At 61.7% G+C, this 12,531-nt stretch carries 9 protein-coding genes; 7 read left to right on the forward strand and 2 right to left on the reverse strand.

Features of this window, described 5'->3' with window-relative positions; translation table 11 throughout:
* Positions 1 to 5: 5 nt before the first annotated feature.
* A complete protein-coding gene (locus AACG97_RS11725; RefSeq protein ID WP_029885761.1) occupies positions 6 to 353 on the reverse strand; it encodes a metalloregulator ArsR/SmtB family transcription factor in 348 nt (115 codons plus the stop codon).
* A 154-nt stretch (positions 354 to 507) separates the two neighbouring features.
* Here AACG97_RS11725 and AACG97_RS11730 point away from each other — a divergent pair, with 154 nt between their 5' ends.
* Positions 508 to 1,641, forward strand: coding sequence for an aminotransferase class V-fold PLP-dependent enzyme (locus AACG97_RS11730; RefSeq protein ID WP_197884847.1), 1,134 nt, complete (start codon positions 508 to 510; stop codon positions 1,639 to 1,641).
* Between the two features lie 35 nt (positions 1,642 to 1,676).
* On the opposite strand, the gene AACG97_RS11735 is transcribed toward AACG97_RS11730, so the two are convergent.
* Entirely contained in the window at positions 1,677 to 2,921 is a 1,245-nt protein-coding gene (locus AACG97_RS11735) for a DUF1835 domain-containing protein (RefSeq protein WP_225785593.1), read from the reverse strand.
* A gap of 359 nt (positions 2,922 to 3,280) precedes the next feature.
* Between AACG97_RS11735 and AACG97_RS11740 the strand changes: the two genes are divergently transcribed.
* From AACG97_RS11740 to AACG97_RS11765, 6 genes are all read left to right on the forward strand, one after another.
* The gene (locus AACG97_RS11740; protein ID WP_197884849.1) at positions 3,281 to 4,906 is read left to right on the forward strand and encodes a methyl-accepting chemotaxis protein; all 1,626 of its coding nucleotides are present in this window, start codon (positions 3,281 to 3,283) and stop codon (positions 4,904 to 4,906) included.
* A 323-nt stretch (positions 4,907 to 5,229) separates the two neighbouring features.
* On the forward strand, positions 5,230 to 7,302 hold the full coding sequence (locus tag AACG97_RS11745; RefSeq protein ID WP_232554981.1) for a type VI secretion system Vgr family protein: 2,073 nt from the start codon (positions 5,230 to 5,232) through the stop codon (positions 7,300 to 7,302).
* Positions 7,302 to 8,225 (forward strand): hypothetical protein, encoded by a 924-nt coding sequence (locus tag AACG97_RS11750; RefSeq protein WP_197884851.1) that lies wholly within the window; start codon positions 7,302 to 7,304, stop codon positions 8,223 to 8,225. The genes AACG97_RS11745 and AACG97_RS11750 overlap by 1 nt, the downstream gene beginning before the upstream one ends.
* Positions 8,222 to 11,446, forward strand: a complete 3,225-nt coding sequence (locus tag AACG97_RS11755) for a T6SS effector BTH_I2691 family protein (RefSeq protein ID WP_197884852.1) — start codon at positions 8,222 to 8,224, stop codon at positions 11,444 to 11,446. The genes AACG97_RS11750 and AACG97_RS11755 overlap by 4 nt, the downstream gene beginning before the upstream one ends.
* On the forward strand, positions 11,439 to 12,257 hold the full coding sequence (locus AACG97_RS11760; protein WP_225785591.1) for a DUF6708 domain-containing protein: 819 nt from the start codon (positions 11,439 to 11,441) through the stop codon (positions 12,255 to 12,257). The genes AACG97_RS11755 and AACG97_RS11760 overlap by 8 nt, the downstream gene beginning before the upstream one ends.
* A complete protein-coding gene (locus tag AACG97_RS11765) occupies positions 12,254 to 12,511 on the forward strand; it encodes a PAAR domain-containing protein (protein ID WP_009686597.1) in 258 nt (85 codons plus the stop codon). The genes AACG97_RS11760 and AACG97_RS11765 overlap by 4 nt, the downstream gene beginning before the upstream one ends.
* Positions 12,512 to 12,531: the final 20 nt, after the last annotated feature.

Genomic DNA, 12,531 nt, shown 5'->3' on the forward strand with positions numbered 1-12,531 from the left:
GTTGATCAGCAGCAGGCAGAGCCCCGGACAGGGCGGCCATCCATGTTCTGCAGGCGTTGGGTGTTGTGTGCCAACCATTGCTCGTTGGCCTGTAGCGTCGCCTGCAGAACCGCGTTGACCCAAGTGGGCAGGTCCGGGTTGAGGCGGTAATACACCCATTGCCCCTGGCGTCGGTCCAGCAACAGGCCACTGCTGCGTAGCTGGGCCAGGTGGCGGCTTATCTTCGGCTGGCTGTCGTTCAGCGCGCACATCAACTCGCAGACGCAAAGTTCACCCAGGCTGGCGATCAGCAGGGTGGCGCGGGCACGGGTTTCGTCGGCCAGGCATTTGAACACTTCAGGTGGGGTAATCATGGCAGGGTCTTTACATATGGAAATCCGAATATACGTATTTCCATATGTATTGTCCAAGCGGATTTGTGAGCTGCCGCCGCGGCCGCGCCTTGTCATTTGCCGGGGCTTGAGGCAGGGTCGAGGGCAATGACGTCTCTGCCAAAGGAGCCAGCCCATGTCAAAGCTTTATCCCAGTGTCGACCCCGAGGGTTTGATCGAGTACTCGGTGGTGTACACCGACCGCTCCCTCAACCATATGTCACAGGCATTTCAGGGCGTGATGAAGAACATCTCCGGCACCTTGAAACAGGTGTACAACGCCCAGGGCGTGGCCGTGGTGCCGGGCAGTGGCACGTTTGGCATGGAAGCAGTGGCGCGGCAGTTCGCCACTGGCCAGCAGTGCCTGGTGATCCGCAACGGCTGGTTCAGTTATCGCTGGAGCCAGATTCTCGAGATGGGCAACATTCCGGCGGCTACCACGGTGCTGAAAGCCAGGCCGGTGGAAACCGGGCGCCAGGCAGCCTATGCGCCACCGCCGCTGGATGAAGTGCTGGCGGCGATTGCGGCACACAAACCGCAGGTGGTCTTTGCCCCGCATGTCGAAACGTCATCCGGGATCATGCTGCCCGACGACTACCTGCGCGCGGTGGGTGAGGCCGTGCATGCAGTGGGCGGCTTGTTCGTGCTGGACTGCATCGCCTCCGGCGCGGTGTGGGTCGATATGCACACATGCGCTGTCGACCTGCTGCTCAGCGCGCCGCAGAAGGGCTGGAGTGCTTCCCCATGCTGCGCCCTGGTGATGTTCAGTGCCCTGGCCCTGCAACGCATCGAGCAGACACAGAGCAGCAGTTTTGCCTGCGACCTGAAAAAGTGGCTGCAGATCATGCAGGCCTACGAGCAGGGCGGGCATGCCTACCACGCGACCATGCCCAGCGATGCACTGGCACGGTTCAACGGCGTGATGAACGAGATGCGCGCCTACGGCTTCGACACACTGCGCGCCGAGCAACAGGCCCTCGGCAAGCGGGTGCGCGCCCTGTTGACCGGCAAAGGCATCAAGAGCGTGGCCGCCAGCGGTTTCCAGGCCCCGGGTGTAGTGGTGAGCTACACCGATGACGCCGCCATCAAGAACGGCAGCAAATTTGCCGACCACGGGCTGCAGATCGCCGCTGGGGTGCCGCTGCAGTGCGATGAGCCGGCAGATTTCCAGACCTTCCGCATTGGCCTGTTCGGGCTGGAAAAACTGCAGCATATCGAGCGCACCGTCAGCACGCTGGAGCAGGCGCTGGAGGAGGTGCTGGCGGAATAAGGGTTCCCGCCCACCCTTGCAGCCAAGCCGCTTCGCTATTGTCGTCGCCAGACCTCGCCTTGCTCGCTAACCACCCAAGGCTTGTCAGCCGCGTCGATGCACACCCCGCCTACCCAACGCTGAGCAGGGTGCTGGTCGAGCCAGTTGCGCTGGCCGGCCAGCACCTGTTCGGCGAGTGCGGTCAGCCGTAATGGCCGATGGGCCCAGGCGTCGCCCGGGCCTTCGCACAGCAGCGGGTAGGGTGTATGGAGCAACGGCTGCAGCAGGGCATGGAACATCATGTCGCCCAGGTAAGGGAGCGGCTCATCGTGCTGCATCAGTTGGCTAAACACGCGTCCGGCTGGCAGCTCCCCATGCGATGCCAGAACGCGCAGCAGCAGGCGTTCGGTCAGGCTCAAGCCGTCGCTGGCGCCAGGCAGCTCTTGCAGCTGGCGCGCCAGTGCCCGGCCCAACAGCGGCAAAGGCCGGTGCTGGCGGCCAGCGAGGGCCGCCCAGGCTTGGGGTTCAGCGGCGGTGTAGGCAGCCCAAGCCTGGCGCGCCAAGGTCAGTGCATCCTCACCCAGCGCGCGACGTTGTGGCCATAGCCAGGCCAGCAGATCCGGGGCCAGTTGGCCGATACCGATGAAGCGCTCTACGCCAGGGACCTGGTCGATTTCGATCAGCTCCAGGCGTCGCGGCAAACAGGGCAGGCTGGCGAGCACGCGGATCAGGAACAACTGGTCGTAAGCGTCGGCTTCGCACCACAGCACCAGCTGACTGTCGCCGTTCAAACCGGCCAATGCGGCCTGTTGGGCAGCCTGGCGCGGGGCGACAGCCTCGGCGCTGAGGTTGAACGCTTGTTGTATGTACGCGCTGCGCACCGGCCAGTACCGATCTTCCGGCAGGGCCGGCACCGGCCCCATCACCATGGGGTCGTCGAACATCTGGAAAGCGCCGGCAAACCCCGCAACCCGCAAGCTGTGGGCAATATCGTTACCGCAGCGCCAATGCTGCACGGCGGCTTCGTCATCGGCAGCGAAGCCAGGCTGGCGTGCGGCGAACGCCACGGCATCGGCATGCGCCTTGAGCTTGGGCCAGCTGGCGAAGCCGGCTTCGCGGGCCACCAGCCATTGGGTATCGGCAAGGCGATAATGGGGGCCAGGCAGGCCAAGGGTGCGCAACTGTTCCCGGGCGTCGTCGGCCTGGTGGTGCTTCAGGGCGTTGAGCAAACGCTTGGCGCGTTTGCGCAAAGCGGCAAGATCGAGCAGGCCATGGTGGCGGGATGCATGGATGGTGGGCATGCCAACTCCTTTGAGGCTCGGTCCGCCGACAAGCCTGGAGCTGGTATGGAAACAGGTTATCGCATGGCTCGGGTAACCCCTTTGCGCGGACCGCAGGCGCAGCCAGCGCCAGGGCTCGACTTTAACCGCATCGCGGCTTGGCTGGCAAACCCAGGCTTTCCCGGCCAAGCCCGTCAACGCATGCGCTGCCAGGTACCGCGCGGGTTGCTTGGCGAGGCCCCGCTTGCAGGCAACATCTGTTCGGTTACCGCCCACAAGCATGCCTGAGCCCCTCAAGCCGGCGCCGCGCCGCTCCGATAGCAGCACACCCACCGTCGAATCATCGATCAGAAGTGGTGCCAACCAGGAGTACTGCCCGCATGCTTGCCAACTTGAAGATCCGCACCGGAATGTTCTGGGTATTGTCGCTGTTCAGCCTGACCCTGCTGTTTTCCACCCTCAGTGCCTGGCGAGCGGCGGTTGGCAGTGACCAGCAGATCACCGAACTGGACCAGACTGCGCACCAGTCGGACCGCTTGAACAATGCCTTGCTGATGGCCATTCGTTCCAGCGCCAACGTGTCGTCGGGCTTCATCGAGCAACTCGGCGGCCACGACGACAGTGCTGCCAAGCGCATGGCACTGTCGCTCGAGTTGAACGAAAAAAGCCAGAAGCTGGTCGACGAATTCGTCGAAAACAGCCGCGAGCCGGCCCTGCGCACTTTGGCGACCGAGTTGCAGGCGACCTTCGCCGAATACGCCGCCGCGGTGGCCGGGCAGCGTGAGGCCACCCGCCAGCGCTCGCTGGAGCAATACTTCAAGGTCAACGTCGACGCCGGTAACGCCATGGGCCGGTTGCAGGCGCTACGTCAGCAACTGGTTGGCGAATTGGGCCAGCGTGGCCAGCAGATCATGCTCGAATCCGATCGCCGCCTGGCCCGTGCGCAGTTGCTCAGCCTCGGCCTGCTGGCGCTGACCTTGGCTCTGGCAGCCCTGTGCTGGGGCTTCATCGCCCAGCGAGTGCTGCACCCCCTGCGTGAGGCCGGCCAGCACTTCCAGCGTATTGCCGGGGGCGACCTGAGCGTGCCGGTGCAGGCACAAGGCAGTAACGAGATCGGCCAGCTGTTCCACGAGTTGCAGCGCATGCAGCAAAGCCAGCGCGACACCCTGGGCCAGATCGGCCGCTGTGCCCGGCAACTGGACGAAGCCGCCACTGCGCTGGACGCGGTAACCGAGCAAAGCGCCAACAACCTGCGCCAACAGGGGCTGGAGCTGGAACAGGCAGCCACTGCCGTGACCGAAATGACCACCGCCGTGGAGGAGGTTGCACGCAATGCGATCAGCACCTCGCAGACCACCAGTGAGTCCAACCAGCTAGCCACGCAAAGCCGCCGCCAGGTCAGCGACAATATCGACGGCACCGAGGCCATGACCCGCGAGATCCAGACCAGCAGTACCCACCTGGAGCAGTTGGTGGGGCAGGTGCGCGATATCGGCAAGGTGCTGGAAGTGATCCGCTCGGTCTCCGAGCAAACCAACCTGCTGGCGCTGAACGCCGCCATCGAAGCGGCGCGTGCCGGGGAGGCGGGCCGCGGCTTTGCCGTGGTGGCCGATGAAGTGCGTACGCTGGCCTACCGCACGCAACAGTCGACCCAGGAAATCGAGCAGATGATCGGCCGCGTGCAGGCCGGCACCGAAGCGGCAGTGGCGTCGATGCAGGCCAGCACCCACCGTGCGCAGTCGACCCTGGACGTCACCCTGGCCTCGGGGCAGGTGCTGGAGGGTATCTACAGTGCGATTGGCGAAATCAACGAACGCAACCTGGTCATCGCCAGCGCCGCCGAAGAGCAGGCGCAAGTTGCGCGCGAAGTGGACCGCAACCTGCTGAACATCCGTGAACTGTCCAACCATTCGGCGGCCGGGGCGCAGCAGACCAGCGCTGCGAGCAAGGCGCTGTCGGGCCTGGTGGGGGAGATGACGACCTTGGTCGGGCAGTTCAAGCTTTGAACGCCTTCGGCCCAGAACATTTACGAGCCTCGCAGAGATCGAGCGGCCCTCGCGCAGCGCTCGGTCTCTCGGCGCGCGCCTGTCATCGAAAACTCAGCCGACATTTCCTACGTTACGCCGGGAAGTGCTGGACTTCTCGCAGAATCGGTTCCCCGCTAGCGTTCATGTCTTCAGTTTGCCGGAAGACAAGGACCTCTTCATGCACCACCCACCTCAAGGCCGCGGGGCCTTCTGTTGCTACCGATTTCGCCTGGCCGCTGAGCAGCGCCGGAGTGCTGCAGTCGCTCGACAGCCTTGTCTCAAGGTGGTAGTCGGGAGTCCGCATGCCTAGCCAGTCCGATCTGCGGTTCAGCTTCGAGGCCTTGGCCGGCCGGGTTGAGTTCGAAGTGGTTTCATTCGAACTCGAAGAGGCCATCAGCGCGCCGTTCCAACTGCACCTGGAACTGATCAGTTTCGACGCGGATGTCGACTTCGGCCTGCTGCTCGACAAGCCCGGGCTGTTCACGGTCTGGCGTGGCGAGCAGCCGCTGCGCCATGTGCACGGCCTGGTCAGCAGTTTCAGCCAAGGCGAGACCGGCATGTTTCGTACCTACTACCACGCGTTGGTCGAGCCGCAACTGGCCCGCGCCAGGCTGCGTTCGAACTGGCGCATCTTCCAGCACAAGACTGTGCCGCAGATTATTGAACTGATGTTGCAGCGCCAGGGCATCAACCGCTTCGAAATCAAGAGCCTCGGCGAGCATCAGGTCCGCGAATTCTGCGTTCAGGCCGGTGAAACCGACCTCGACTTCATCGCCCGGCTGGCAGCCGAAGAAGGCTTTGTCTACCGCTTCGAGCACACGCCACAACAGCACCGCCTGGTCATTACCGATCGGCTGCTGGCGTTTGGCACTATCAGCCGCGGCGCGGTCCGGGCCGATGACCCGCAAGCGGTAGATGAGGGTGATATCGACCCCGACCACGTGCTGTATCACGCCAACAGCGGTGGTGATCAGGCCGTGCCGTGCCTGCGGCGCCTGCGTTACAGCGAGCAGGTCCGCAGCACCCGGCAGGTGCAGCGGGACTACACCTTCACCCACCCGCGCTACCGCCAGGAGCATCGGGCCGCTGACAGCAGCATCCCCCATCAAACGCTGGCCTACGAGCGTTTCGACTACCCTGGGCGCTACAAGCGGGACGCGGTCGGCGTACCGTTCACGGCCACGCGCCTCGCGGCGCTGCGCCACGACGCGCGCGTTGCCGAGGTGCAGGGCGATGATGTGCGCCTGCAACCAGGGCTGAGTTTCACGCTTGTCGGGCACCCGCGCGCAGACCTGAACGTGCATTGGCGGCCGATCCGCGTGCACCATGAAGGCGTGCAGTTCACCAGCCTGCAGGAAGAGGCAGGCAGCGCCGACCAGGGCACCCGCTACGTGCAGCGTGCCATGCTGGTGCCGGGCACTCGCGAATGGCGCCCGGCACCCCTGGCCAAACCCCGTATCGATGGCCCGCACATGGCCACCGTGGTCGGCCCGCCCGGCGAAGAGATCTACTGTGACGAGTGGGGCCGGGTCAAGGTCAGTTTTCCCTGGGATCGGGAGAGCAAGGGCAATGAATTCAGCTCTTGCTGGGTCCGGGTTTCGCAAAGCTGGGCAGGCGGCAGTTGGGGCTCGATGGCCATCCCGCGTATTGGCCAGGACGTGATCATCCAGTACGTCAATGCCGACCCCGACCAGCCGCTGATCATCGGGCGTACCTACTGCGGTGATCAGCTTCCGCCGTATGACCTGCCGGAGCACAAAACCCGCATGACCATCAAGAGCCAGACCCACAAGGGCAATGGCTTCAATGAGCTGCGCTTCGAGGATGAACTGGGCAGGGAGGAGGTGTTCATTCATGCCCAGCGCGACTACAACAAGGTGGTCGGCAACGACGAAACCACGCGTGTCGGGCGCAATCGGCTGGAGCAGGTGGGCAATGATCAGCAACTTAGCATCGGTAACCACTATCGCCAGGAAACCGGGGGCAACCACAACCAGTTCATCGGGCAGAACTGCCAGATCGAGATCAAGCATGACCTGACGCACCAGGTCGGTAACAACCGCAGTGAAGCGACCCTGGGCTGTCAGCAGGTTCTCGTCGGCAAGGACAGCGCCTTGGTGGTCAAAGGTGCTCAACGGGTCGAAGTCGGCAACGGCATGCAGCAGCGCACTACGGTGTATCAGCTGCATGCCAGTGAGCGCATAGAGTTGAAAACCCCAGGTGGCTGCATCGTGCTGGACCGGCGCGGTATCACCCTCAATGGCCAGACACTGAACCTGATGGGGCAAACCCAGGCGACTGCGCAGGGGGCAGGCAGCGCTACGTCGCTGACATTGACGCCGAACGCTGCCAGCACCTGTGAGGGAAAGCTCTGATGACGGCTGATGAACTGGCCCACGTGATCGAACAGCAGCATGCGCCCACCCTGTACAGCTATGTGTTGGTCGACCCCCTCGCGCCCGAGGACAAAGGCGATCCAGCCTTGCTCGCCCAGCTTCGCGAGGCATTGGGGGCGAGCGCTTTGATGCATGTACCCAGGCCCGACCTGGCGCATGTGCCGCACCTGCATCCTGTACTGGTATGCCTGGCTGTGCCCGGCGCGCTGCCCAGCCGCGCAATATTGGAATTGACCGCCCGGGCAGCCGTGCGTGGGTTGTTTCAGCCAAGGCGCTACCTATGCGGCTGGGTGTTCAGTGAACAGCCAGCGGCCGACATCGCAGCTCACCTCAGTCGCTTGTGCCGGTTACCCGACAGGGCCCAGGCACTGAGCTTCTATCCGGTCTACGAGCCGATACGCCTGGAGCTGCTTGCGGCAACGTTCAAGCAAGGGGAGCGTGCGCCGTGGTGGCCCATCAGCCGCTGGTTGTTCCTCAACAGCAGTGGGCAGTTGCTGAACCTCAAGGGGCAGAGCGGGCAGCGCTGTCTGCTGCCCGCGTCTGCCTGGCGCATGCAAGCGGATGGAGCATTGGTCGAGCGCGTATTGCGGAGCTTGAGCGCTCTGCGAGCAGGCGTGAACAATACCTTTCAGTGTCAGATACCGTCGTTTGCGGCTGTACGAGCCGGCAACCATATCCAGGAAGCACGCGCCTTGGGCTTGACCAACCCGGAAGATATCGTGGTGCTGGCCCTGCACCAGCTGTGCATTCATCCCCAGCTAACCTCCCTTGCCGCCGTGCGCGGCCTGATAGATGTAGCCTGCCAAGAGCAGCGCGCGCTAGCGCCGTTGCTTGCCCGCTACTCCGAGGCGCATTGGCGGCACCTGATCCAACTCCTGCCGGAAGCGGAGCGCCTTGCATGACCATCAGTCAACGAATCGCCCTGGCTGTCGCTGAAGCCGGGCTGCCGCATGACCACTGCATGGCTTGTCAGCGCCAGGGGCTGCCCATTCTGCCCCTGCGCCGTGCGCTGGTCCCGGATACCCGACCGGAGTGCGTCACTACCGTGGCGGGGCATTTGCACATCTGCGCCAAGCCTGGCCTGCGCACGTTACGCACGGGCTACCTGTATGTCTTGCTTGACCAGCAGGTCTGGCAAGCCTACGCCGTCAGCGCACAGGGCCATCTGCGACGCTTTGACCCCTATGCGCCCCCAGCTGGCCCACCTGGGCCACTGCCGGAAAAATGTGCGCAGGAAAACCACGATATTCCCGCGGCCTTCGTCACGATCGACACCGACAAATACAACAGTGCCTGGCTGGCCTTTTCCAGTGATGCCTGGCCGGTGAGCGTGCTGAACGCCTACAAGCAAGGCGTGGCACCAAGGCACCGCTTCGTTGGGATTGATCTGACCCAGGCGCGTACCCATCCGCAATTGCTGGGCCTGGCGATGACGGCCGACCAGTTGCAAGTTGACACCCAGGTGTTCGAGTACAGCCAGCAGGCGTGCGCACCGTTCGACAGCGTGCATGGTTTCCACAGTCGTTGGCTGCGCAGGTTTGCCCTGCGTGGTTACGTGGTCAATGCATCGGACCGCCACCAGTTGGCAAACGGTGTGTTGGCGCTGGTGCTGGACGACACCGTAGGTCTCATCCAGGAATATAACCACCAGCGGCTGAGCTGGGTAGTGAAGCGCCAGGTCTGGCGTGAGGACCCACTACGCGCGTACCAGTTGCAGACGTCGCAGATAGTACAGGTGATCCGCGCCACGCACCGGGAGTGGGCGGCACAAGGGGTGCCGTCGCTGCAGCCGGTGACCGGCGACGGGCCACCAATTTTCGTGGACCCGGCAGTCGAGCGACAGCGTTTGGTCGAGCGTGCGCAGCTGGAAAGTGATGCCCGTCTAGAAGAGCGCTACCACGAGCCGCAGCGGGCTGCTTTCCAAGCTGAGTACGAGGCGCAGGATGCCGAGTTCCAGCGCTACATCGACCAGGACGCGCAGGCCTATGTTGCATTATTCGATACCCCGATGTTCAAGGTGGCCGAGCGCCACGACTATGACGGCCGTGATCGCGAGTCCGGTGTGGCCTATACCAAGACCATGGGGCTGTGCTTGGGCGGTGGTGTCACAGAGGCCGTGGTGGCCAGCCTTGAACCCCGCCAGCCCCCAGCCGGTACCAGCGAACGGCTGTGGCAGGTATGGCTACAAAACCCCGACAGCCCTCCCTACCGCGCGCTGCTGATGCGTGACAACGCTTTGCTGGCCGCGCTGTTCCCCAGTTTTTCAGGTGACCAGGCAATCAACTGGAACGACAGCGACAAGCTCTTCGGCATGTTGAGCAAGGTCATCGCCAGCGACGATGCCGGTTTACGCATGCGAAATAGCTTGAAGCAGGCCATCGCCGAAACGCAGAGCGCGGTGAATGCCGCCAGTCAACGCCTGGCGCCTAGCCTCGGGCCAGGCATTCACAACGCTGTTCGGCACCTGAACAGCGCAACCCAGTTTCTTTACAACGGGGTGCACCTGATCGAGCTTGAAGTGAAGATGAAGCTGGGCGAGTACTACGCCTTGCAGAGTGCGCACTTACGCCAGTTGCAGCACCGCGCAAATGCCTCCCTCGCTGAGGCGAGAGACCGTATGTATCGCAGTGTCGATGACTTTGAAGTTGGTTCGCTCAAGGCGATGCGCAAGGTCCGGCCGATCCTGCAGCACGGGTTGATGAGCCTTGCGCTGCTCGACCCTCGTCTGACCAACACCGTGATCAGTGTCACGGTCTGGGTCGAAGGCACGGCTGCGCAAGTGCATGGCCGGTTAGTCGAAGCGGCCAGCATCAAGCTGACTCAGGCGAGCAGTGCGGCGCACGCGGCCATGGTGGATATCTCGGTCGCGGCAGGCACCCTCGACAGCAATGCCCGCAAGTTGCTTGACGGGATGAAGATAACTGCGCACCAGGCCAGCCAGCTGGTGCGTAACGGTTTCTCAGGCCTGCGCGGGGCTGCAGGCAGTTGGGAGGTGCTACTCGGGATCGGTGGGTTGTATTTGCAGTATGACAGCCTGACCAGGAATCAAGAAAAGGCCGAGGCAGAGATTGGGCCTAAGGCGTACGAGGCCAAATTGGCGCTGCAGGGTTCGCAACTGGGTGTGCTTGGGGGGCAAATCGAATTGGTGGGGCTGGTGTTGAGGGGCGCTGCGGGTTCAAGCACGCCTTGGGCTCTTAACGTAACGGCTCCTGGGGCGGCTTTAATTCGACTCGGCGCTATATTCAGCGCGGTTGCTGGAGTCTTTGATATCGCACAAGCGGTTGTCGCTACTGAACAAACTGCCGCCAAAGGAGATAAAACAGCGCGAAATATGAATGTTATGTCTCTGGCAGCATTTACCGCTGGCACCCTAACCTTTGTAGGCGCAGTTTTGACATCAGCAACATTCGGGCCGCTGGGTTTGGCCATTATCTTTACGCTTATTGGATATGCTGCGGGCAGAAGCGCTCTCAAAAAAGAGTCGAGCGAATTGGAGGTCTGGATAAAACGTTGCTTTTTTGGTAGGGCCAACGAACATCCGAAGATTCATTGGGATGCCCCCGAGTATGCAGATATCGCATTTTCTGAGTTGAATGCGGTTACGCTTGGCGTCAAAGCCAACCTTCATTTTTCATCTTCGATAGATACCAGGGAGTCCATGAGAAGGATGGGTGGGTTAGTCCATGTTGAGATAGAGCAAAAATTGATTTTCAAAATAGTATTACCCAAACATCGAGAGGATGTTTCTGCTTTCTCATGGGCCCTTGTTGTGCATCGTGACGGGGATGGATCATTCCCCGAATACAGCGGTGGCGAAACACTGATTTCTGAGGGGTTTGAAAACTCATTAGTAAAGTCTCTTTCAAAAATGGCCAGTTATTCTCGATATTCACCGCCTAGACTTCCTGACTACAAAAAACGGTTTGAGGTGGTCAGAGAAGTCAAGCATGTAGTGACCGAAGGCGTGACCGGACGTTGGTTGGAAATATCGGGTGTGGTCGAGCTTATGCCGGTCATAGGGCGGCACACAATTACTGCAGCAACGCTTTCGGTCATGTATTGGCCAGATCGCTCGATCGTGGATGGCTATGCTGCTATGACCAGACGAGGTGTGAATGACTAAGCTCACATCGCCACCTCTAAGTGAGCGCGGGTTGGGGTGGAGGTATGATCTCCCTGATGTTGGAGAAGAGCCCAAGGTCAGTGGGTGTCTGGACAGGATCAAACCCCCACCCAACTATTACGATGCGATCTATCTGGAGTTGCCAAGGCAGTCAGTCAGCTTGCGAGGCGTTGTAGCATTATTGGGTGTGCCATCGATGCTGCTCTGCTTAGGCGTGGCGCTATGGTTGTATTGGGGGTTGCTGGTTGAAGGGTTTACCCATGATTGGGTCACCAATGTCTTGACGGTAATATTTCCTGTGCTACCGCTGTGGGTGATCCTTTGCTTTATCAAGTTGGATCTGACTGTTCCAAGAGACCAGCCCATTCGCTTCAATCGGTTACGCCGAAAAATCTACCTCTATCAATTCAGATTTCATTACATGTATTTATTCAGCCCCAGACACTGGGGCGTCAAACCTGTTGCCTACAACTGGGATGACGTTACCGCCGAGGTTTACCGAATCTACGCCCCCGGCCACGGCGGTCTGATCGAAAACGTCATGCTGTCGGTCCGTAACCCGGAAACCAACGAAGTCATTGACCGCGTGTTTTTCAGCCACGACCTCTACCACGGCGAGGCCTACTGGGCCATCGCCAGACTGTTCATGCAGCAAGGCCCCGAGGCCCTCCCGAAGTTCGTACATCCCGCGCGCGACTGGAATGATGATGATGGCCTGAGCCACATGCACTGCCTGGCGCCGAAGGTTTACTGGCCAGTGGCGATTGATCGCGAATCACGTACCGCACCGCACGTAGGCGAAGCGCGATGAAACCTGTTGTGCTTGTCGGTCATCGACATCTCTGCCCATTGCATGGCGCTAACCAGGTCGAGAGCGGGAGTGCTGGGTATACATTCAACGGCAGCGCAGTGGCCAGGGTGGGGGACCGGACTACCTGCGGTGCGGTAATCGAAAGTGGGGCCGAGCACTTCCTGATCGAGGGGGCTGCTGTCGCGCGCAAGGGGGATAGGACTGATCATGGCGGCGTGCTGGACGAAGGGGATGCAGGCTGGTTGCTGGAGTGAGGCGACTTGCGCGCACTGCA

The organism is Pseudomonas sp. Nvir, assembly GCF_963778085.1.
GTDB lineage: Bacteria > Pseudomonadota > Gammaproteobacteria > Pseudomonadales > Pseudomonadaceae > Aquipseudomonas > Aquipseudomonas juntendi.

Excerpts from the sequence above, each read along its gene's own strand:
- AACG97_RS11750 (WP_197884851.1), top strand. The coding sequence starts at position 7,302 with ATGACGGCTGATGAACTGGCCCACGTGATCGAACAGCAGCATGCGCCC.
- AACG97_RS11760 (WP_225785591.1), top strand. The coding sequence starts at position 11,439 with ATGACTAAGCTCACATCGCCACCTCTAAGTGAGCGCGGGTTGGGGTGG.
- AACG97_RS11725 (WP_029885761.1), bottom strand. The coding sequence starts at position 353 with ATGATTACCCCACCTGAAGTGTTCAAATGCCTGGCCGACGAAACCCGT.
- AACG97_RS11735 (WP_225785593.1), bottom strand. The coding sequence starts at position 2,921 with ATGCCCACCATCCATGCATCCCGCCACCATGGCCTGCTCGATCTTGCC.
- AACG97_RS11730 (WP_197884847.1), top strand. The coding sequence starts at position 508 with ATGTCAAAGCTTTATCCCAGTGTCGACCCCGAGGGTTTGATCGAGTAC.
- AACG97_RS11765 (WP_009686597.1), top strand. The coding sequence starts at position 12,254 with ATGAAACCTGTTGTGCTTGTCGGTCATCGACATCTCTGCCCATTGCAT.
- AACG97_RS11740 (WP_197884849.1), top strand. The coding sequence starts at position 3,281 with ATGCTTGCCAACTTGAAGATCCGCACCGGAATGTTCTGGGTATTGTCG.
- AACG97_RS11755 (WP_197884852.1), top strand. The coding sequence starts at position 8,222 with ATGACCATCAGTCAACGAATCGCCCTGGCTGTCGCTGAAGCCGGGCTG.
- AACG97_RS11745 (WP_232554981.1), top strand. The coding sequence starts at position 5,230 with ATGCCTAGCCAGTCCGATCTGCGGTTCAGCTTCGAGGCCTTGGCCGGC.